This is a genomic window from Piscinibacter sp. PDB1-1, from assembly GCF_056675995.1.
This window is the reverse complement of record NZ_JBWVZJ010000003.1, coordinates 656,837-676,010: the sequence shown is the minus strand read 5'-3', so window position 1 is coordinate 676,010 and position 19,174 is coordinate 656,837. Positions and strand designations below refer to the sequence as shown.

General features: G+C 68.1%; 21 protein-coding genes. 7 read left to right on the top strand and 14 right to left on the bottom strand.

What is annotated here, in order from left to right:
- The first annotated feature begins 6 nt into the window (after nucleotides 1–6).
- Entirely contained in the window at nucleotides 7–732 is a 726-nt protein-coding gene (locus tag AC1KAR_RS19005; protein ID WP_480320581.1) for a WecB/TagA/CpsF family glycosyltransferase, read from the top strand.
- Nucleotides 732–2,204, top strand: a complete 1,473-nt coding sequence (locus AC1KAR_RS19000; RefSeq protein WP_480320579.1) for an oligosaccharide flippase family protein — start codon at nucleotides 732–734, stop codon at nucleotides 2,202–2,204. The genes AC1KAR_RS19005 and AC1KAR_RS19000 overlap by 1 nt, the downstream gene beginning before the upstream one ends.
- A 168-nt stretch (nucleotides 2,205–2,372) precedes the next feature.
- On the opposite strand, the gene AC1KAR_RS18995 is transcribed toward AC1KAR_RS19000, so the two are convergent.
- The 12 genes from AC1KAR_RS18995 to rarD all read right to left on the bottom strand — a co-directional run bounded on the left by AC1KAR_RS18995 (nucleotide 2,373) and on the right by rarD (nucleotide 12,957).
- Nucleotides 2,373–2,771: a PEP-CTERM sorting domain-containing protein gene (locus AC1KAR_RS18995; RefSeq protein WP_480320577.1), complete on the bottom strand. Its 399-nt coding sequence runs from the start codon at nucleotides 2,769–2,771 to the stop codon at nucleotides 2,373–2,375.
- A 224-nt stretch (nucleotides 2,772–2,995) separates the two neighbouring features.
- Entirely contained in the window at nucleotides 2,996–4,387 is a 1,392-nt protein-coding gene (locus tag AC1KAR_RS18990; RefSeq protein WP_480320575.1) for an undecaprenyl-phosphate glucose phosphotransferase, read from the bottom strand.
- A 180-nt stretch (nucleotides 4,388–4,567) separates the two neighbouring features.
- Entirely contained in the window at nucleotides 4,568–5,053 is a 486-nt protein-coding gene (locus tag AC1KAR_RS18985; RefSeq protein WP_480320573.1) for a hypothetical protein, read from the bottom strand.
- A complete protein-coding gene (locus AC1KAR_RS18980) occupies nucleotides 5,050–6,114 on the bottom strand; it encodes a beta-ketoacyl synthase N-terminal-like domain-containing protein (protein WP_480320571.1) in 1,065 nt (354 codons plus the stop codon). Before AC1KAR_RS18980 ends, AC1KAR_RS18985 begins: the two co-directional genes overlap by 4 nt.
- Complete coding sequence (locus AC1KAR_RS18975) at nucleotides 6,111–6,401, bottom strand: phosphopantetheine-binding protein (protein WP_480320569.1); 291 nt, start codon at nucleotides 6,399–6,401, stop codon at nucleotides 6,111–6,113. The genes AC1KAR_RS18980 and AC1KAR_RS18975 overlap by 4 nt, the downstream gene beginning before the upstream one ends.
- Complete coding sequence (locus AC1KAR_RS18970) at nucleotides 6,398–7,555, bottom strand: ABC transporter permease (protein ID WP_480320567.1); 1,158 nt, start codon at nucleotides 7,553–7,555, stop codon at nucleotides 6,398–6,400. Before AC1KAR_RS18970 ends, AC1KAR_RS18975 begins: the two co-directional genes overlap by 4 nt.
- Entirely contained in the window at nucleotides 7,555–8,472 is a 918-nt protein-coding gene (locus AC1KAR_RS18965) for an ABC transporter ATP-binding protein (protein WP_480320565.1), read from the bottom strand. Before AC1KAR_RS18965 ends, AC1KAR_RS18970 begins: the two co-directional genes overlap by 1 nt.
- The gene (gene darH, locus AC1KAR_RS18960) at nucleotides 8,472–9,452 is read right to left on the bottom strand and encodes a BtrH-related acyltransferase DarH (protein WP_480320562.1); all 981 of its coding nucleotides are present in this window, start codon (nucleotides 9,450–9,452) and stop codon (nucleotides 8,472–8,474) included. The genes AC1KAR_RS18965 and darH overlap by 1 nt, the downstream gene beginning before the upstream one ends.
- An 8-nt stretch (nucleotides 9,453–9,460) precedes the next feature.
- A complete protein-coding gene (locus tag AC1KAR_RS18955) occupies nucleotides 9,461–9,868 on the bottom strand; it encodes a DarG family dialkylresorcinol biosynthesis protein (protein WP_480320560.1) in 408 nt (135 codons plus the stop codon).
- A gap of 1 nt (nucleotide 9,869) precedes the next feature.
- Nucleotides 9,870–11,003 carry a beta-ketoacyl-ACP synthase III gene (locus AC1KAR_RS18950; protein WP_480320558.1) on the bottom strand — a complete coding sequence of 378 codons (1,134 nt, stop codon included), beginning with the start codon at nucleotides 11,001–11,003 and terminating at the stop codon, nucleotides 9,870–9,872.
- Nucleotides 10,993–11,973, bottom strand: coding sequence for a dialkylrecorsinol condensing enzyme (locus AC1KAR_RS18945; RefSeq protein WP_480320556.1), 981 nt, complete (start codon nucleotides 11,971–11,973; stop codon nucleotides 10,993–10,995). Before AC1KAR_RS18945 ends, AC1KAR_RS18950 begins: the two co-directional genes overlap by 11 nt.
- 99 nt (nucleotides 11,974–12,072) lie before the next feature.
- Nucleotides 12,073–12,957, bottom strand: coding sequence for an EamA family transporter RarD (gene rarD / locus AC1KAR_RS18940; protein ID WP_480320554.1), 885 nt, complete (start codon nucleotides 12,955–12,957; stop codon nucleotides 12,073–12,075).
- 96 nt (nucleotides 12,958–13,053) lie between these two features.
- Here rarD and AC1KAR_RS18935 point away from each other — a divergent pair, with 96 nt between their 5' ends.
- The 3 genes from AC1KAR_RS18935 (at nucleotide 13,054) to AC1KAR_RS18925 (ending at nucleotide 15,120) form a co-directional block, all read left to right on the top strand.
- Nucleotides 13,054–13,323, top strand: coding sequence for a MoaD/ThiS family protein (locus tag AC1KAR_RS18935; RefSeq protein WP_480320552.1), 270 nt, complete (start codon nucleotides 13,054–13,056; stop codon nucleotides 13,321–13,323).
- 46 nt (nucleotides 13,324–13,369) lie between these two features.
- Nucleotides 13,370–14,443: a WD40/YVTN/BNR-like repeat-containing protein gene (locus AC1KAR_RS18930; RefSeq protein WP_480320550.1), complete on the top strand. Its 1,074-nt coding sequence runs from the start codon at nucleotides 13,370–13,372 to the stop codon at nucleotides 14,441–14,443.
- A 155-nt stretch (nucleotides 14,444–14,598) separates the two neighbouring features.
- Nucleotides 14,599–15,120 carry a hypothetical protein gene (locus AC1KAR_RS18925; RefSeq protein ID WP_480320548.1) on the top strand — a complete coding sequence of 174 codons (522 nt, stop codon included), beginning with the start codon at nucleotides 14,599–14,601 and terminating at the stop codon, nucleotides 15,118–15,120.
- Nucleotides 15,121–15,195: 75 nt separating this feature from the next.
- Here the strand turns inward: AC1KAR_RS18925 and AC1KAR_RS18920 are convergent, their stop codons facing one another.
- The gene (locus tag AC1KAR_RS18920; RefSeq protein WP_480320546.1) at nucleotides 15,196–15,579 is read right to left on the bottom strand and encodes a YchJ family protein; all 384 of its coding nucleotides are present in this window, start codon (nucleotides 15,577–15,579) and stop codon (nucleotides 15,196–15,198) included.
- Nucleotides 15,576–16,625, bottom strand: coding sequence for a bifunctional helix-turn-helix transcriptional regulator/GNAT family N-acetyltransferase (locus tag AC1KAR_RS18915; RefSeq protein WP_480320544.1), 1,050 nt, complete (start codon nucleotides 16,623–16,625; stop codon nucleotides 15,576–15,578). The genes AC1KAR_RS18920 and AC1KAR_RS18915 overlap by 4 nt, the downstream gene beginning before the upstream one ends.
- A gap of 102 nt (nucleotides 16,626–16,727) precedes the next feature.
- Here AC1KAR_RS18915 and imuA point away from each other — a divergent pair, with 102 nt between their 5' ends.
- Both imuA and AC1KAR_RS18905 read left to right on the top strand, forming a co-directional pair.
- Nucleotides 16,728–17,636: a translesion DNA synthesis-associated protein ImuA gene (gene imuA / locus AC1KAR_RS18910; protein WP_480320541.1), complete on the top strand. Its 909-nt coding sequence runs from the start codon at nucleotides 16,728–16,730 to the stop codon at nucleotides 17,634–17,636.
- A gap of 30 nt (nucleotides 17,637–17,666) precedes the next feature.
- Entirely contained in the window at nucleotides 17,667–19,172 is a 1,506-nt protein-coding gene (locus AC1KAR_RS18905) for a Y-family DNA polymerase (RefSeq protein WP_480320539.1), read from the top strand.
- The last annotated feature ends 2 nt before the right edge of the window (nucleotides 19,173–19,174 follow it).

Here is a 19,174-nt window from a genome sequence, read left to right as displayed (position 1 = left end):
CACCCCATGAGCACCCTCACGCCTTCCTTGCAGATTGGTCCGTTTCGCGTCAAGTCATTCGGCGCGCAGGAATTGATGGGCCAGATCTACCGCCGCCTCGCGCTCGGCCGGCGCACGGAACTGTTCTTCGCCAACACCAACTTCGTCGTCACCTGCGAGGATTTCGCCAAGCGCTTCGACGACCCGGGCATCACGTTGGTGAACGACGGCGTGGGCATGGACCTCGCCGCGCGCATGGTGCATGGCCAGCGCTTCCGCGAGAACCTGAACGGTACCGACTTCATCCCGCGCCTTTTGAGAGGCAGCCCGCTGCCGCTGCGCGTGTTCCTGTTCGGCGCACGACCCGATGTGGTCCAGGAGGCATCGCGCACGGTGGAGCGCCGCTTCGGCCAGCAGGTGGTGGGTGCGTGCTCGGGCTACGGCGTGGACGACGCTGCAGTGTGCGAGAGCATCCGGCAGGCTCGGCCCGACGTGGTGCTGGTGGCGCTGGGCAACCCGCTGCAGGAGCGCTGGATCCTTGACCACGCCAAGGACATGCCGCCGGCGCTCTACGTCGGCGTGGGGGCGTTGTTCGACTTTCTGGCGCAGCGTGCGCCGCGCGCGCCGATCTGGATGCGCCGGCTGCGCATCGAATGGCTCTACCGTCTGGCCCATGAGCCCAGCCGGCTCTGGAAGCGCTACACGATCGACGCGGTGCGCTTCTTCCGGATCTGCAGCCACGGGCGCGCCTGATGCCAGAGGGCGCGGACAACTCGGTTCTGGCGCGGGTGCGCGGCGCCATCGCGCGCCGCAAGGCTGGCGGCTGGGCGACGAAATCGCTCTGGTCGGTGTGCGACAACATGGTTCAGCAGGTGTTGTCGTTCCTGGTCTTCGCGGTGCTCGCGCGGTGGCTCACGCCGACCGAGTTCGGGCTGCTGGCCATCGCGCACCTGATGGTGCTATTCGTGCGCATGTCGCTGCTCGACGCGGTGGCCATGCCGGTGCTGCGTGCCCCCAAGGCCGACGCGTACCTCTTCAACTGGGTGTTCACGCTGTGCACGGTGGCCGGTGGTGCCGCGGCCTGCGTGATGGCGCTGCTGGCGTGGCCGATGGCGCATTTTTTCGAGGCCGAAGGCCTGGTACCGGTACTGCTGGGCATGAGTCTGGCCGTGCTGCTGTTCGGCCTGTCGCGCGCGCACGAGGTGCGGCTGGTGCGAGAGGGCAACTTCCGCCTGCTGGCCATCCGTTCCTTGTGCTCCGTGACGACCGGCGGCGTGGTGGCGCTGGTGCTGGCGTGGCAGGGCGCAGGCGCCATGGCGCTGGTCGCGCAGCAGTTGGTAATGGGCGCGGTGTCACTCCTGATCGCCCTCGTAGCCGAGTGGCGGGTGTGGCGGCCTAGCTGGGTCTGGTCGACGCCCTTGATCCGCGAGTCGCTCGGCGAGATGCGCCGCGTGGGTGGCAGTGCGCTCGTCAGCTACGCCAATGGCAATGGTGACGCGGCCTTGCTGAGCGTGCTGCTGGGCCCGCACGCCACCGGTCTGTACAACCTGGCCAAGCGCGTGCTGGGCTCGGCCTACCTGGTGGTGGCCGCGTCGCTCAGCCGCGTGGGCATCAGCCTCTTTGTGCAGCGCCAGCATGACAACGCGCTGCTCGCACGCAGCTACGTGAGCATGCTGGGGTGGACGCTGCTGCTGCTGGCGCCCATCTACACCATTGCCACGCTGGTGGCCGAGCCGCTGGTGGTGTTCGTGTTCGGTGACAAATGGCGCGAGAGCGCCGCGCTGTTCGGCTGGTTGTCGGTGGCCTGCGTGACGCAATCGGCGTACATGCTGGGGCAGAACCTGTCGTTCACCACCCGGCACAGTGCGCGTGCGCTCAAGTTGTCGACGGCGCAGCTCGTGGTGTCGGTTGCCTTGGCCGTGGGCCTGTCGATGCGCTGGGGCATGGTGGGCGTGGCCGCGGGCTTTGCCATCGGCAGCAGTCTGGGGTGCCTCGCGATGCAGGTCGCGATCCAGCGGCAGCTCAGCGTGTCGTGGCTTGCGTTCGCACGATCCATCCTGCCGGCAGTCATGGGCTCGGTGGCGGCGGCGCTCGCGCTCTGGTGGCTGCCGCAGACCGGCACCGAGCATCTGTGGCGCTGGCTGGGCTTGCTGGCCTTCGCTTTCGTCTGCTACGCCGTGATGGCGTCGCTGGTGCACTGGCTGGTGCGGCGCCAGCCGGCGTGAGCTGAGCCTGTCGATCGGAGCACCGCCTCCGGTCTGCTTCTTCTCCCTTCTGGAAGCTAACCGCAGGTTTCACGCGGTCTGACTGCTCGCTCTCCGTTCGCACAAAGAAAAACAGCCCGGCGGGGCCGGGCTGTTTCAAGGAGAGGAAAGTGAGAGCCGGGAGCTGGCTCAGATCCGGCGGCGGCGGCCGACGAACACGATCGCGCCCAGGCCTGCAAGCAGCATCGCCATCGTGGCCGGTTCCGGCACGGCGGTGATCTGGATGTTCTGCAGCGCCAGGCCGAAGCGCGGGCTCGGGATGCCGCGCAGCGCGAACACCAGTGCCGCATCGTCGGCGGCCCGCGTGATGAACGAGTAGGTGTTCCAGCCCGGGGAGTTGGTCGAATCGGTCAGGTAGCCGCGCGTGAAGTCGCCGCTGTCGCTGCCGAAGAGAAAGCCCAATCCCAGGGTAGCGTTGCCCGGACCGGAAAACTTTTCTGCCTGAAATTCAAAGCTGACGTTGTAGAGCCCTGCGGCCAGATCGTCGAACTTCTCAACGCAGAAGCGTTCGCCGACCTTGCTGGTCAAGGGGTCGTCGCAACTCAGGAAGGCATGGGCACTTGTGGTGCCCAATGTGAGCGCGGCTACCGCCACGCTCGCTAGAAGTTTTTTCTTCATTGGCATTTCTCCAGTGGTTGTGGGACGGGTTGTTCCGAGCTATTAACGGCAATCGATGTTCCTGGCTCGGGGATGGAACACAGTCGGTTTCAAAGGGGTGCGCGCGGTGTTTCCGGGTGCGCGTTTGTGCATCATCAGTAGGCGTTGCGGTCGAAGATCAGCACGCGCACGGTGCGCGCAATGATCTTCAGATCGAGCCCCAGCGACCAGTTGCGCAGGTACTCGAGGTCGTAGTGAACGCGTGCGGCCATCTTGTCGACCGTGTCGGTCTCGCCGCGGTAGCCGTTCACCTGTGCCCAGCCGGTGATGCCCGGGCGCACCTTGTGGCGCAGCATGTAGGCCTGCACGATCTTGCGGTACTCCTCGTTGTGCGCCACCGCGTGTGGCCGCGGCCCGACGAGGCTCATCGTGCCCAGCAGCACATTGAAGAGCTGTGGCAACTCGTCGAGCGAGGTCTTGCGGATGAAGGCGCCGAAGGGCGTGATGCGGGGGTCGCCGCGCGTGGCCTGGCGCACCACGTTGCCGTTGTCCTGCGTGGTCATCGAGCGGAACTTGAAGACCATGATGTCCTTGCCGTCCAGCCCCGTGCGGCGCTGCTTGAAGATGATCGGCCCGGGTGAACTCATCTTCACGCCGATGGCGATGGCCAGCAGCACCGGCAGGATCATCACCAGGATGATCGACGCCAGCACGATGTCGGTGCCGCGCTTGACGAGGTGGTTGGTGCCGGTGATGGGTGTCTCGAGCAGGCTCACGACCGGCACGCCGCTGATGTCGTGCAACTGCCCCTGGATGATGTTGATGCCGAACACATCCGGTGCGTAGTGCACCGAGGTGGTGGTGTCCTGCAGCTTGGCGAGCAGCTCGATGATGCGCGGCTGCGCTGTCAGCGGCAGCGTGATGTAGACGTGGTGCACGTCGTTGTTCTTCACGTGCTCGGCCACGTCGTCGAGACGGCCCAGGACCTTGCCGAGGGCGTCCACATGCACGCGCTCGTTGCTGCGGTCCTCGAAATAGCCCAGCAGCTCGTGCGAGCAGTCGCTCTGTGCGGCGAGCGCCTGCGCCACGCGCGCGCCATTCTCGCCGGCGCCGATGATCACGCTGCGCCGGCGGTACTCGGGCTGCCGGTTCAGGTGCTGCAGCCAGCTGCCCACGGCCACCACCGCCACCCACAGCAGCACGGGGGTGAGCAGCGCCCACCACAGCAGCAGCGAGGGCTGGAAGTACTCGAAGCTGTCGGTGGCGTAGCCGCACAGCAAGAGAATCGCGACCACCGCGATCCAGTCGCCCGCAATGTTCATGGCGGCGTTGAAATGCGACTCCTTGAAGCGGTCCACGCCCGGAAACGTGAGCACCACGACGAGCATGCACAGGATCAGCGCAGGGCGTTCGATGGGTTCGTCATGCCACACGCTCAGCATGAGAAAGCTCGCCAGCATGACGGCGGGCTCGAGCACCGCCGCGACGAAAGCGTGGATGGATGGTGGTGCGCTCGGAAACAAGCGCGAGCGGCCTTCAGCGTCCATGGGGAACCCCCATGCAAACGTCACGCGGTACTTCTGACATACGCAACTCCCAACACCGGTTAAGACTTCCGGCCAAGGGGGCGCGACCAATCAAGGTGCACGCTTTTTCAGCGTGTCTGTCGGCGTCCCAACTCTGGCCTTGGCCTTAAAGGGCAAAGGGCGTGCCGCAGTGCAGCAATTTCAATCGATAGTGACGCGCAGCCACTCCGTGCGCAGGTCTTCTTCAACCCATCCGATCAGCAGACCGCGGCCAGTGCATCCGCACTGCGTTTCGAGTTGCGCCAGCTGTTGCAAGGCGTGACGGTCGCGACTCACGACAAGGCGTGCGTCGCCCACCCAGCCCAGGTGTTGCCCGAGTGCGGCGAGCACCTGGCTCGCCTGGCTCTGCATGAAGGTGAATGGCATCGGCATGCCCGCCGCGAGCTGCTCGGCGAGCGCGTGCGTCGCCTGGCGCGGGCCGCTGAGGCTGGCCAGCCGCAGTTGTGCATCGGGGGGGAGAGATTCCTCGCCAGCGGCATCGAGACACAGGCGCGCGCCGTACACCGCCAGCTCCGCCCACGTGCCGATACGCCGGGGCCGCGCGCCGAGGCGGCGTGCCAATTGCTCGCGCCAGTCGGGTGGCAGCGGGTCGACCACCACATGGGCCAGAGTGCGCCAGGTGCTCATGCCTGCGTGTCTTCCAGGATGACAGCGGCGTGACCGCCACCGAAGCCGTTGATGCTGGCCATCACGTGGCGCACGCGCGGCGGTGCGCTGGGCGACAGTGGCGTAAGCAGCGCCGGGTCTTGCGCGTAATCGGCCACCGGCCAGGCGCCGTGTTCGAGGCATTGGGTCAGCAAGGCGATCTCGGCCGCGCCGGCGGCGCCCAGGGTGTGGCCGATGGCAGCCTTGAACGACACCATCGGTGGCAGTGGGGTGAAAACCTGCTGCAGCGCGCCCCATTCGGCGGCATCGCCCACCGGGCTTCCGGCCGCCTGTGGCTTGATGAGATCGATCTCGTGCCCCGTCACACCGCTGTCATGCAAGGCCTGCTGGCTCGCGGCCACCACCGCGCTTGGCACGGTGCCCGCCGGGTCGCGGCCATCGACCACATTGGCACCACCAGCGATGCGCCAGCGCGCCGGCTGCGCGCTCAGGTGCAGCGCAGCCACGGCTTCGCCCAGCACCAGGCCCCGCCGCTCGGCGCCGAAGGGCAGGGTGCGTTGCGGCGCCAGCAGTTGCATGGCGCCGAAGCCGCCCACCGTCGTGCGGTTGCGCAGCTCCAGCCCCAGCACCAGCGCGTGCTCGGCCTGGCCGTGGCGGATCAAGGCGCGGGCACTCAGCAACGCGTTGAGTGCCGAGGTGCAGGCGGTCGAGACCGTGTAGACCGGGCCGCGCCAATCGAGCCAGCCGGCCACGGTGTCCGCGAAGCTCATGTAGTCGACATAGCGGGTGATGTCCTGCTCGAGCCAACCCATGTCCAGCGATGAAGAGGCGATGAACAAGGGCCCCGTTCGCGCGGACGCATCTGCGCCGCTTTCGGCCACTACCTGGCGCACCAGTCGGCGCGAACGAGCGAGCCAGTCGGTGTCTTCGTCGGCGATGCCGAGATAAGGCCAGGCCATGCCTTCGGCCAGCGCAACAGCCTGCGGCGGGACACCGCCTCGCGCGAGCTGCGCCAACGCGGTCGCCAGATCGGGCCCCAGCGCGCTCGCGAGCCCGCAGCCGGCGAGGTAGGCCTGCCTCATCCCTTGCGGCGTTCGGACAGGTGCTGCGCCAGATGCGCGATGGAGGCGAGTGCGCGGCGCGTCTCCTTGCTGTCGGGCATGCGCACGCCATAGCGCTCTTGAATCGCCATCGAGACTTGCAGTGCGTCGAGCGAATCGAGCGCCAGGCGCGAGTCGGGGCCGAAAAGGGATTCGTCGTCCGAGAGTCCGCCGTCGGGCGCGTCTTTCTCCGCGGCGTCGAGCACCAGGGCTTTCAGCTCGTTCTTCAACTCGATCAGGGGATCGTTCGTCACGGCGGTGGAGCTCATGTGTCGGTGGTTTGGAACAGCCGCACGGCGGCCGCGAACATCAGCGCGGCCAACGCACCCAGGCAAAGCAACTGCGGTGCGATCGTGATGACACCGCCGCCGCGCACCAGCACGTTCAGCAGCGCCTCCAGCCCCCAGTTCATCGGCGAGCAGACGGCCAGCTTCTGCATGGCGATGGGCATCACGAACTGCGGCACCATGATGCCGCCGATGGCAGCCATCAGCACGTTGGCGATCGGCCCGATGGCGGCGGCCTGCGCAGCGGTGCGCACGGCGCAGGCCAGCGCGAGCGCCAAGCCCACGGCGGCCAGCGAGATGAACAGCAGCGCCAGCAGCAGAGCACCCCAGTGGATGCCGGCCAGCGAGAGGGCATCGCCACCGATCAGCGGCATCAGCCACACGCCCACAGACAGCATCAGCGCGGCCTGGATGGCGTTCACGCCCAGGTAGGGCAGGGCCTTGGCGGCGAGCTGCACGCTGCGCGGCACGCCCAGGCTGCGAAGGCGTGCGAGCGTGCCGCTCTGGCGCTCTTCGACCACCAGCCCGGCGAGCGACGCGACCACGAAGAACATGCCGAACACCAGCCAGGACGGTACGTTCTGCTGCACGGCGCTCGGGCGCGGGCCCTGGTTGCCGGCTCGCTCGGCCTGCACGATGCCGAGCATGGACGCGCCCGGCGCCGGCTTGGGTGCGTTGGCCTGCGCCAGCGCGGCGCGCGCCTTCAGTTCGCCGGCGCTGCCGGCCAGCTCGGCCTGCAAGCTGTTGAACAGGTTGCCGTCGAGCCCCGGCTCGGCAAGCAGCCTGATGTGCGGCTGCGTGGGCAGGGTGGGCTCCTCGAGTTCTTGCGACAGGCCGGGCATGAGCACCAGCACGTACTTGAGGTGGCCCTCTCGAAGCTGCTGCGGCCAGTCGGCGGCCAGGGGCTGTGCGGCGCCGTGGCGCGCTTCCCACCCCTTGAGGAGCGCGCGTGACAGTGGCCCGGTGTCGCCTGCCTGCACGGCGTAGGGCAGGCTCTTCTGCGGCGGGCTGTAGTAGTCCTTGAGCGCGAGCGACATGATCACGATGAAGGCCACCGGCAGTACGAAGAGCGCCGCCAGGCCGTGCGGGTCGCGCAGCAGGGCGAGCAGTTCCTTCTTGATCAATGCGCCGAGCATCAGTCGTCTCGCAGAGAGCGTTGAGTCAGCGACATGAAGAGCTGCTCCAGGTTGCCGCGGCCGAACTCGGCGTGGCGCACGCGGGCACCGGCGGCGTCGAGCGCGGCGAGCACCTCGGCCGGCGTGGAGCGAAGCTGAACGCGCAGCGTTGTGCCCAACGCTTCGGCTTGGCCATGGTGCGAAAGCAGCGCCAGCAGCGCATCGGGCGCGATGCCATCGGCCGCAAGCGTCATCACCAGCGCATCCTGCTGCAGCAGTTCATCGAGCGAGCCCGAGCGCAGCACCTGGCCGTGGTCGAGGATCACCACGCGGTCGGCGATGGCTTCGATCTCGTCCATGTAGTGCGAGGTGTAGATCACCGCCGCGCCTTGCCGCGCGAGCGCCTTGATGGCGTCGAGGATGAACGCGCGTGATTGCGGATCGACACCGACCGTGGGTTCGTCGAAGAGCACCAACTCGGGTTCGGGCAGCAGCGCAATGGCCAGGTTCAGGCGGCGCTTGAGTCCGCCGGAGAGCTGCGCGGCGCGCGTGTGCGCAAAACGATCGAGCTGCGCGAATGCCATGCAGGCGGCGATGCGCTCATCACGCCTCGCACCGGCGAGCCGCGCCGCACCGGCAAAGCAGGCCAGGTTCTCGGCGACGCTGAGCATCGGGTAGAAGGCGTAGTCCTGGGGTGCGACGGCGATGCGCGCCGGAGCCTTGGCGCGTACGGCGGCAAGCCGCTCGCCGTCGATGAGGATCTCGCCCTGCTGTGGCACGAGCACACCTGCCAGGTGCGAGATCAGCGTCGTCTTGCCCGCCCCATTGGGGCCGAGCAGGCCCAGCACCTCGCCACGTTGGGCTTGCAGCGACACATCGCTCAGCGCGGCGCCGGGCGCCTTGCGGTAGCGGTGCGCCAGGTGCTGTATGGAGAGCATCAACGCACTGCGGCTCGCAGCTCGCGGAAGAATGCTTCTTCTTGGGTGGCCTGCTCGCGCAGCCTGGCGGCGATGGCCGGCGGGTCGAGCGCTTCGCGGCCTTTGACCATGCGCGCGGCTTTCAGCGCAAGCACGCGCCAGCCGTCACCGATGGCGGTGAGGCGGTCGGAGAACTCGCTCAGCACCGGTAGCTGCGCCAACTGCGCGGCTTCCTGCAGGAAGGCGGCGTAGATGAAGCGGAAGCCCGCCCCGCCGGTGCCGATCTCTTCCTGCATGCGCACGATGTGGCCGATGAAGGCGGTGCTGTGCGGGTCGGTGGGCGATAGCTTCTCGATCTTGTTCGCGAGCGAGCGCATGCCGCGCACCCCGGCGATGGGCACGGGCGGCAGCATCGCGCGGCAGTTCTTGCGGATGGCAACGCGCACGGCCTCGGGCGTGACGCTCTTGCGGCTGATCGACTTGGGGTAGTAAAGCAGGCCCTTGGGTGCGAGCGCACCCTTGGCGAAGCGGGCGCGCTGCAGGTCAGCGCTCGCGCAGCGCTGGGGTTCTTCGAACACCGGGTCGCTGATCAGGTAGTCGTCGCCCTCCTTGCCGTACACCAGCAGGTTGTGCGCGTTGAAGTGAAAGCGCATGTCGGGCGGGAAGTACGGCAGCCAGTAGACCGAGGTCTGCAGGCCCACGATTTCGCCGCTGGCCAGCAGCGCATCGAGGCGTTGCTGCCCGGCCTGCGGCGAGCGGAAGGTCTCGAAGCGAAAGCGCGCGGCCAGTGGCGAGATCAGGCCCTTGATGATGGCGCGCGGCAGGGAGCGGTAGGCAATCAGCGGCAGCCCGTTGATCTTGATGAAGGGCAGGTACGCGAAGGCGAGACCGGCCGAAAGGCCGAAGGCCAGGCTCTCCGACATCGGCACACCGTGGTGGCGCAGCAGGTTGGAGATGACGCCGCTCTCGCAGTGCGCGGCGTGCTGGTGCTGGAAGCTCATGCTGGCGCTCATGCCTGGATCGACGGCAGCTTCTTCAGATCGTCCGGCGAGACGCCCAACGCGTGGCAGTAGCGCTCGATCGAGCTGCGCGACAGCTTGGCGAAGTGCTCCGGCTTCAGATGACGGCGCACGCGCCATTGCCAGAAGCCACTGGTCTGTGACAGCAGCGGCACGTCCATGCGGCGCTCGTACATCCAGAACTCCAGCGGCGACGACACGCCCGCGAGCACCCGCGCCCGCGCCTGCTCGGCCTGCAGATGCAGCGACTCGACGGCGTGGCTGGTGACGATCTCCTCGGCCTCCCAGCCGGCAGAAGGCGCGATCACCATGCGGCCGTTCGCGTCCTTCGCGTACATCGCCTTGCGGTGGCCGCCCAGCGTGGCGTTGCCCTCCTGGGGAACGGAGTCGAGGTCCATGTCAGACCGCAGTCATGTAGATGAAGCCACTGCTGAATCGGCCACTCTCGGGGATGAACATCAGCAACTTCTCGCCCGGCTTGATGCGGCCGGAGCGGAACAGCTCGTCGAGCATGATGAAGGGCGAGGCCGAGCCAGTGTTGCCCTTGTGCACGAGGTTGCTGAACCAGCGCTCGCGAGGGATCGGCAGGCCCACGTCGGCCAGGGCCTGTTGCACCGGCTCGCGGAAGAACTGCGACGAGAGGTGCGGCAGGAACCAATCGACATCGGCCACGCGCAGGCGGCGCTTGTCCATCACTTCGGCCAGGGGCTCGCGAAGCGCGGCACGCACGATGTTCTCGTTGAGCAGGCGCACGTCCTGCTTCACGGCAAAGACCGACTTGGCCTGCCAATCGGCGGTGGAGAAGCGCAACCAGCCGCGCAGGGAGTCGTCAGCGTTCTTGTCGGCGCCGGCGTACATGCAGGCCGGCAGTTCGTGCGCGGCCGACGACAGCTCGATCCAGTCGACACGCAGCGAGATCGGGCCGTGCGGAGCGGTTTCGAGCAGCACGGCGCCCGCGCCGTCGGAGAGCATCCACCGCAGGAAGTCCTTCTCGAACGCGATCTCGGGGCGTTCTTCGAGTGCTTGCAGCTTGTGCTCGACCTCGGGTTCGAAGTTGCGCGCCAGCATGATGGGCGAGGCGAGTTCGGAGCCGGTCGCCACGGCGCGTTGCGCTTCGCCGGCGCGCACCGCGAGCCAGGCGTGCTTGAACGCCGCCGTGCCCGACAGGCAGATCCCCGCGCACGAGACGGCCTCGAGCCGAGGCCAGCCGAGTTCGCCATGCACCATCACGGCGTGGTTGGGCATGAGCTGGTCGGGCAGCGAGGTGCCGGTGACGAGAACATCGACGTGCCCCACATCGCCCATGGCGCGGATGGCGGCGGCCGTCATCTGCGCGTTGGTCATCGCCGGCTCGCCGGTGGCGCGGTCGATCGCGTAGTGGCGCGACTGGATGCCGTTGCTGCGCAGGACCATGCGGCGCGCACGCGAGGGGCGCCCGCCGACCTGGCCGAGCACCTTCTCGATGTCGTCGTTGCCGACCGGCTCGAAGGGCAGGAACGCGCCCGTGCGGGTGAGAAAGACGTCAGTCCTCATACAGATGGCTTCGTGTGGTGGACGAGCCCGAGGGCTGCTCGAAATGAGCCTTCATTCTAGAAAGCCAGCCCTGCATGAAGGGCCGCAACACGGCCTGCAGGAAGAGGCTCGTGGGCACCACCGTGACAATCATCACTATCAGGAAGACGACATACAACACCAGCAGCGGCACGCGCTGCCATGCGCCCGGCGCACCTGCTGCGCGCAGCAGCTTGCCCCACACGAAGAAGCTGCGGGTTCCGGCCCGCTCGCTGATGAGCAGGCGGGGGTCGGCACGTACCGCCCCCAGGCCTGCCAGCAGCGGTTCGTGGCCCTTTTCACGGTTGGCGTGCAGCGCCTCGCGCAGCGCCAGGCCGAACCGGCGCGAGCCGCGGATCTGCGTATCGCTCAGGCCCGCTCGGGGCATGCCCCAGAAGCCCTCTTGCTTGCCGGTGAGCAGCCAGCGCGGTGTGGTGAAGAAGCTGGCCAGCGTGGGGCCCTCGTCGATCAGCACCACGTTGTCGATCAGGCGCGCGCCGGTGTCGGACAGCATCGCCTTGAGTTTCTCGTGCGCCAGGTGCCACATGTTGCGGCAGGCGATCACCGTCACCACGGGTTTGCCGCGCAGCAGGCGTTGTGCGACCGGGTGCTTCAGGAACGCGGTGATGGGTTGCGACGGCGCCAGGAACCACACCTGGTAGGGCAGCACGATCAGGTCGAAGTCTTCGTCGCCGCGCAGCGTGAGCGGCTCCATCGGCGGCGGCACCATGTGGGCCGATTCGGGGAAGGCGTCGAGAAAGCGGAAGAAGCCCCACGGGAAGGGGAAGGGGCGCTTGGGCACGAGCGTCTCGACGTGCAGCGCAATGCCCGGGTCGGCGCGCAGCGGCTCGATGATGCTGTCGGTGAGGGCGTTCAACTGGCCTGTCTGCGAGTATCGAACGACGAGTACGCGCTTGGACGGGCCGTGGGCCTCGGAGGTGCCGGTATTCACGGGGCCAACTCAGAAGTTTGGAAAACCCCCGATGGTAGGTGACGCCATGGGCCCGACCGACCCCCAAACGGGGTGACTTGGCCGATTGCTGGCCTCAATTCACGCTGGCGCGGGAGTCGTCATGCGTGCGCGCCACCAGCTTTCGGCGCTGTAGATGGCCAGCGCCATCCAGATCAGCACAAACCCGATCAGCCGTTCGGTCGAGAAGGGCTCGTGGAACACCCACAGGCCGATGGCCATCTGGATGGTCGGGCCGATGTACTGCAAGAGGCCGAGCGTCGTGAGCGAAATGCGTCGCGCGCCTGCGGCAAAGAGCAGCAACGGAACCGCGGTGATCGGCCCGGCCGCGATCAGCCACGCGTTGGTGGCGAAATCGGGCGTGGGGAAGGTGCTGGTGCCCTGCGACATCCAGAAGCCGAGCACGGCAAGCGCCACGGGTGTCAGGACCAGGGTCTCGATCGTCAGCCCCTCGATCGCACCCAGTGAGGCCACCTTGCGCAGCAGCCCGTAGCAGCCGAAGGTGCAGGCCAGGGCCAGCGCGATCCATGGCGGGCGGCCCGCCAGCACGGTGAGCCACAGCACGCCGAGTGCTGCGATACCGAGCGCCGCCCACTGCACGCGGCGCAGCCGCTCGTGCAAGACCGTGTAGCCGAGCAGCACATTGACCAGTGGGTTGATGAAGTAGCCCAGGCTGGCTTCGATCACATGCCCGCTGTTGACCGCCCACACATAGATCAGCCAGTTGAGTGACAGCAGCGCGGCGCTCGCCGCAAACGCCCCGAGCACGCGTGGCTGGCGCAGCACAGGCTTCAGCCACGCCCAGTGACGGCGCATGGCCAGCACCGCCAGCACGAACACCAACGACCAGACGATCCGATGGATGAGGATCTCGCCCGGCGGCACCGCGGCCAGTTGCCGGAAGTAGAGCGGGAACACGCCCCACATGGCGAAGGCGAGGGCGGCGTAGAGGGCTCCGGTGGGCATGGTGCTTCGGCAGGCGAGGGGAGGCGCATTGTCTGCGCGCCCGGGCGCCCCCGCTCGGCGCTGGCCTTTTGCTCAGGCGCGCGCCATCATCGCCGCGTGGCACGCATCGTCTTCACCCAGCAGCTCCGGCGCTTCACCGAAACGCCCGAGGTCGATGCGCCGGTGGCCACACTGCACGAGGGTTTGCAGGCTGCCTTTCGCATCAACCCGCGGCTGCGCGGCTACGTGCTCGACGACCAGGGGCACCTGCGGCCCAACGTGGTGGTGTTCATCGACGGTCAGCGCAGCCGAGATCGCGTCGCGCAGACCGACCCTCTGCGGGCCGGCAGCCAGGTGCATGTGCTGCAGGCCCTCTCGGGAGGATGAAGATGACCGCCCTTTGCTCGGCAAGCACAACTCAAGGAGTCTCCAGATGATGCAACGCGCCTGGGTGGCCACACGCAAGGGCCTGTTCGAGTTGGCGCGCAAGGGCGGCCGCTGGGAGATCGCCCGCGTGAGTTTTCTCGCCGAACCGGTGTCGATGCTGCTTCCGCCACTCGATGGCGGCGGGCGCATGCTGGCGGCGCTCAACCTCGGCCACTTCGGCGTGAAGGTGCATGCCTCGGACGACGCGGGGGTCAGTTGGCAAGAGGTTGGCACGCCGGCGTATCCACCACAACCGCCCGAGGCGGAAGGCGTGCCCTGGAAGCTGGTGCAGATCTGGGCGCTCGAAGCCATGGGTGGCGCGATCTGGGCCGGCACGCTGCCGGGTGGCCTGTTCCGCAGCGGCGACGGCGGCGAGTCGTGGCAGCTGGTCGAGTCGCTCTGGTCGCGGCCCGAGCGCGCGGGCTGGTTCGGCGGCGGCTACGACGTGCCGGGCATTCACTCGATCCTGCCGCACCCCACGCGCTCCGGCGAACTGCTGCTGGGCATCAGTTGCGGGGGCGTGTGGGGCAGCAGCGCCGGCACGACCGAGTGGGGGCTGCAGGCCAAGGGCATGCGCGCCGAGTTCATGCCGCCGGAGCAGGCCGAAGACGAGAACACCCAGGACCCGCACGCCATCGCTGCCTGCGCAGCGCATCCCACGGCGCTCTGGTGCCAGCACCACAACGGCATCTTCCGGTCCACAGATGGCTCGGTGAGCTGGCACGAGGTGGCTGCGCCCCTTTCCAGCTTCGGCTTTGCCGTGGCAGCGCACCCGAGCGACCCCGACACCGCGTGGTTCGTGCCCGCGGTGAAAGACGAGAAGCGCGTGCCGGTCGACGGCGCGCTCTTCGTCAGCCGCACGCGCGACGGCGGCCGCAGCTTCGAGGCCCTGCGCACCGGCCTGCCGCAACAGGACTGCTACGACCTCATCTACCGCCACGGCCTGGCGGTCGATTCGAGCGGCAGTGCGCTGCTGATGGGCAGCACCACCGGCAACCTGTGGGCGAGCGATGACGGCGGCGACACGTGGGCCTGCGTGTCGAACAACCTGCCGCCGATCCACGCGGTGCGCTTCGGGTGATGCGCCGTTTTTGAGCACTTGGCCACGCGGGTGTGGCGCCTTGCGCACACACGTCCCCCTGCAACACGGGGGTGCCCCAGCGCAAGGGAATGACACCTGCGATCGCGCTTCTGACAATGGGCGCACCCCATCAAAAGCACGCGCAGGAGCACGCCATGCCCACCACCATCGCTGTCGGAGCCCGATCGATGTTCGTCACCACGACGGCATGGGTCTTCATCCTGCTGGCGATGGTTGCAAGCTTCGCGGTGGTGGTGCGCAACGCGATGCTGTTCTCGATGCTGCCGATGTCGAGCGACTCGGTCTTGACCGGCCTGCTCGTGGCCTACATGCCGTGGGTCATTGCGGCGGGCGCCGTGGTTTCGCTGGCCACGCTGGCCTCGGCCATCGGCCTGCTGATGCGGCTCGATTGGGCGCGGCGCATCTTCATCGGCCTGATGGCCGTCGCCATCATCGCCAACCTCGTGGGCCTGTGGCTGCAGCACGAGATGATGCAAGCCGTGGTGAGCAGCACGCTCGACGGCGTCACGCTGCCACCGCAGGCGCAAGGCGTGTTCGGCGGGTTCGTGACCGCCGTGCGCGTCATGGCCGTGGTCGTCACGCTCGGCGCCTGCGCCTTCCTCGCGTGGATCATGCGCCGGCTGATGTCGGCTGGCGTACGCCGCGAGTTTGCGTAGCCCCCCAGTCGCTTCGCTCCTGCCCCCAAGGGGCGCCGTCCGGCTTGGGGCGGCCCGGCGCCGGACCTTCTCGCATCAACGCAGGTCACCGTCCACGTAGAACCAACGCCCGTCTTCGCGCACGAAGCGGCTCGTCTCGTGCAGCCGGTGGGCGCGCCCGCCGAGTTTGCTGCGGGCCACGAACTCCACGGTGGCGTGCGTGTCGTCCTGCGTGGCATGCGACTTCACCTCCAGCCCCAACCAGCGCAGGCCGGCCGGGTTAGGTTCCAGCGTGGCGGGGCGGGTGCTCGGGTGCCAGGTGGCAAGCAGGTAATCGATGAGATCGCGCACGTACGCGCTGTAGCGTGAACGCATGAGCACCTCGGCATCGGGCGCCTGCAGGTGCAGTGGGCCACCTTCGGTGTGGAAGCGGCCACAGCAATCGGCGTAGGCGCGTTTCGCGCCGCAATCGCAAGTCATGTCGGCCCCTCGCCCGACGAATACTTCTGGCGATCCCCCAAGGGGATGCGCGCCGGCTTGGGAGCGGCTCGGTGCTCGGCCCGCGTCGTGAGTTCCTTCTGCCAGGTTTCGCTGACCAGATCGAGCCCGAAGCTGCGCTGCGCTTCGCTGGCGGTGACGCGGTAACCCGCCTTGCGATAGATGTTGCGCGCGGTGAGCAGGTGGGCGTTGGTCCACAGGGTGATGCGCTCGTAGCCCGCCATGCGCGCAAAGCGCTCGCATTCATCCACCAGGCGCGCACCCAGGCCCAGGCCGCGCGCCGTGGGTTCGACCAGCAGCATGCGCAGCCGGGCCGTGCCGGGCACGGGTGCTTGCGTGGCTTCATCGCGGTCTTGCACGAGGAAGACGCTGCCCACGTTCTGGCCGTCGCGTTCGGCGATCCAGCAGGCTTCGCGAGTGGGGTCGAAGCGCTCGACGAAATCCGCGGCAATGCGTGCCACCAGCGCCTCGAAGCGCATGTCGAATCGGTGTTCCTGCGCGTAGAGCGCGCCGTGGCGGCTCACCACCCAGCCGATGTCTCCCGGGTGGTGCGGGCGCAGCAGATAAGGCGCGCTGCGTTGCGATGCCGCGGACTCGCCCAGCAGTTGCTCGATGCGCGCCATGGCCTGCAGCAGTTGCTGTTGCTGTGCCTCGGGCAACGCGTTCAGCATGTCGCCGACCTGCTCGCGCGAGCGCTGGTGCAGCGGTGCATACGCCTTGCGCCCGGTGGGTGTGAGGCTCAGGTGCATCTGGCGTGCGTCGGCGCTCGAGCGGCTGGCCTTGACGAGCCCTTGCTCCTTCAAGCTGCGCAGCATGCGGCTCAGGTAGCCGGCATCGAGATCGAGCGCGCGGGCGAGGCCGGTGGCGGTGGGGTGCTCGTGGTGGGCCAGCTCCCACAGCAGGCGCGATTCGGCCAGGGTGTAGGGCGAATCGAGCAGGCCTTCGTGCAGCACCCCGATGCGCCGCGTGTAGAAGCGATTGAAGGCGCGCACGGCTTCGATGGGGTCGAGGGCGTCGGCGTGAGGCATGCGCCATGATACTTGCCAAAAGCAATAATCAAGTTGCCAAAAACAAGGCATGAAAGCGCTCAGGATTTGCGCGAACAGCTGTATGGGCATACAGTATTTGCAATGGATGCCTTCCTCCCCCTGCCGGACCCTCAGCCTCACCCGCCCCTGGCGCCGGCTGCGGCCCAGCCGCGGCCGCTCCGGCCGGCCCTGGTGGCGCCCGAGGTGCTGCATGCCAGCCTGTGGCGGGCCGATCAACTGGGCCGTGCGGCCGAGCACGCCTTGCCCAGTGGCTTTGCCGCGCTCGATGCGCAACTGCCCGGTGGTGGCTGGCCGCGTCGCGCGCTGACCGAACTGCTGCTGCCGCACCCGGGCATCGGCGAGATCCGCCTGCTGGCGGCCAGCCTGGCGGCCATCCAGCGCGACGGCCGCCTGGTGATGATGTTCGACCCGCCGGCTGCGTTGTCCGCCCCTGCGCTGGCCGAACTGGGGTTCGATGTGGAGCAGATCCTCGTCGTCCACACCCACCTGCAAGTGCGCCCTGGTGCCGACCGCCTGTGGGCACTGGAGCAGGCCCTCAAGAGCGGGCATGTGGGTGCGGTGGTGGCCTGGCTGCCGCAGCCGCTGCGCAGCGAGCGCCTGCGCCGCCTGCAACTGGCCGCGCACGCGCACGACGGCCCGGCCTTCATGCTGCGCGAGATGGCCGCGCAAGCCCATGCCAGCCCCGCACCGCTGCGCCTGGCTCTGCACCCGGCGGGGGCCGATCAACTGGCGCTGCGCGTGCTCAAGCGGCGCGGGCCGCCTTTGCTGCGGCCAATTCATCTTTCGCTGCCGCCGGTGCTATCACCTGCGGCCCTGCGCCGTGCGCAAACCGTGAGCCATGTGCCTGGTCGCACTGCTCAGCCTGCGATGCCAACGGCAACCGGAACGGCCGCATCTACAACATCGACATCGACATCGACATCGACATCGACATCGACATCGACATCGACATCGACGTTGCGCGGCGCCACCTTCGTCAACCTGGCGTGATGCGCTCTTCTTGCGCGATCTCTTGCTGCCATGCTCTGGGTCGCTCTGCATCTGCCATGGCTGTCGCTCGAATCCTTCGCGGCGACGCTGCCACCCGCCCAGGCGGCACAACCGTTGGCCTTGCTGGATGCTCACCGCATCCTCAGCGCCAGCCTGAGCGCGCAGGCCCTGGGCGTGCAGCCGGGCATGAAGCGCGCCACCGCCTTGTCGCTGGCGCCGCATCTGCTGCTGGGCCAGACCGATGCGCAACGTGATCTCGCCGCGCTGACTGGTGTGGCGCATGCGGCGCTGGCCTTTACGCCGAGTGTCAGCCTTGCCTTGCCTCAGGGCGTGCTGCTGGAGGTGCGCGCTAGCCTGCGTTACTTTGGCGGGCGCGAGGCCTTGCTCCACAAACTGCATGCGGCTGTCACGCCGCTGGGCCATCGCGTGCATTGCGCCAGCGCGCCCACTCCCCTGGGGGCGGCGTTCTTGTCGCGTTGGTGCCCTGGCGAACATTGCGCCGACCGGGCCGCCTTGGCCAGGCGGCTCCGAGCAGCGCCACCGGCGCTGCTCGCCACGGCCGCCGAGCATGGCGACACCCTGCAGGGCATGGGGCTGCACACCCTGGGCGATGTGCGGCGGCTGCCCCGCACCGGGCTCGCGCAGCGCTTCGGCCAAGCCCTGCTCGATGAGCTCGACAGCGCTTACGGCGACCGGCCCGACCCCCGCGAACCACTCAGCCTGCCGCAGTCGTTTCGCAGCCAGATCGAACTCTTTGCGCGTGCCGACACCACCGATCAACTGCTTCACGGCGCGCAGGTGCTGCTCGCCCGCATGGTGGCCTGGCTGTCAGCCCGGCATGCCTTCGTGCGGCGGTTCTGCCTGGTGATGAAGCACGAGCCCCGTTGGGGCCACGCGCGCCCGCACACCGAGCTTGCACTCGCCCTGGCCGAGCCCACGCGCGATGCCGCTCACATGCTGGTGCTGCTGCGCGAGCGACTCGCCGCCTTGCAGCTGCCCGCTCCCACGCTCGAACTGGCGCTGCAGGCCGACGACATCGCGCACCAGCCGCCGCCCAATACCGAGCTCTTCGCCACAGTACAAAGCGAACGTGCCGGCCTCACGCGCCTGATCGAGCGTTTGCAGGCACGCCTCGGCCAGGAACAGGTGCAGTGCCTGCGGCCATTGGCCGATCACCGGCCCGAATGCGACACGGCCACGCCACCCGCCGAGCCGCTGCTGCCGCATCGTCATCAAGATGAAATCCCACAGCGCCTGCTTCGGAGGCAAAGCCATCGACTGACACGCCCGCTGTGGGTGCTGACGCAACCGCAGGTCTTGCCCGAGCGCCGCATGCGCCCCGAACTCGACGGCCAGCCCCTGCGCCTGCTGAGCGGCCCCGAACGCATCGAAGCTGGCTGGTGGGACAAGCGCCTCGCCGAGCGCGATTACTTCATCGCGCAAACGCCCGAAGGCGCGCTCGTCTGGATCTTCCGCGAGCGGCCCACCGTCGCAGCGCTCGGGATGTCGTGGTTTCTACAAGGCCGATTTGCCTGATC

Coding starts and splice junctions, on each gene's coding strand:
- AC1KAR_RS19005 (WP_480320581.1), top strand. CDS start 7: ATGAGCACCCTCACGCCTTCCTTGCAGATTGGTCCGTTTCGCGTCAAG.
- AC1KAR_RS19000 (WP_480320579.1), top strand. CDS start 732: ATGCCAGAGGGCGCGGACAACTCGGTTCTGGCGCGGGTGCGCGGCGCC.
- AC1KAR_RS18990 (WP_480320575.1), bottom strand. CDS start 4,387: ATGGACGCTGAAGGCCGCTCGCGCTTGTTTCCGAGCGCACCACCATCC.
- AC1KAR_RS18985 (WP_480320573.1), bottom strand. CDS start 5,053: ATGAGCACCTGGCGCACTCTGGCCCATGTGGTGGTCGACCCGCTGCCA.
- AC1KAR_RS18980 (WP_480320571.1), bottom strand. CDS start 6,114: ATGAGGCAGGCCTACCTCGCCGGCTGCGGGCTCGCGAGCGCGCTGGGG.
- AC1KAR_RS18975 (WP_480320569.1), bottom strand. CDS start 6,401: ATGAGCTCCACCGCCGTGACGAACGATCCCCTGATCGAGTTGAAGAAC.
- AC1KAR_RS18970 (WP_480320567.1), bottom strand. CDS start 7,555: ATGCTCGGCGCATTGATCAAGAAGGAACTGCTCGCCCTGCTGCGCGAC.
- AC1KAR_RS18965 (WP_480320565.1), bottom strand. CDS start 8,472: ATGCTCTCCATACAGCACCTGGCGCACCGCTACCGCAAGGCGCCCGGC.
- darH (WP_480320562.1), bottom strand. CDS start 9,452: ATGAGCTTCCAGCACCAGCACGCCGCGCACTGCGAGAGCGGCGTCATC.
- AC1KAR_RS18955 (WP_480320560.1), bottom strand. CDS start 9,868: ATGGACCTCGACTCCGTTCCCCAGGAGGGCAACGCCACGCTGGGCGGC.
- AC1KAR_RS18950 (WP_480320558.1), bottom strand. CDS start 11,003: ATGAGGACTGACGTCTTTCTCACCCGCACGGGCGCGTTCCTGCCCTTC.
- rarD (WP_480320554.1), bottom strand. CDS start 12,957: ATGCCCACCGGAGCCCTCTACGCCGCCCTCGCCTTCGCCATGTGGGGC.
- AC1KAR_RS18930 (WP_480320550.1), top strand. CDS start 13,370: ATGATGCAACGCGCCTGGGTGGCCACACGCAAGGGCCTGTTCGAGTTG.
- AC1KAR_RS18925 (WP_480320548.1), top strand. CDS start 14,599: ATGCCCACCACCATCGCTGTCGGAGCCCGATCGATGTTCGTCACCACG.
- AC1KAR_RS18920 (WP_480320546.1), bottom strand. CDS start 15,579: ATGACTTGCGATTGCGGCGCGAAACGCGCCTACGCCGATTGCTGTGGC.
- AC1KAR_RS18915 (WP_480320544.1), bottom strand. CDS start 16,625: ATGCCTCACGCCGACGCCCTCGACCCCATCGAAGCCGTGCGCGCCTTC.
- imuA (WP_480320541.1), top strand. CDS start 16,728: ATGGATGCCTTCCTCCCCCTGCCGGACCCTCAGCCTCACCCGCCCCTG.
- AC1KAR_RS18905 (WP_480320539.1), top strand. CDS start 17,667: ATGCTCTGGGTCGCTCTGCATCTGCCATGGCTGTCGCTCGAATCCTTC.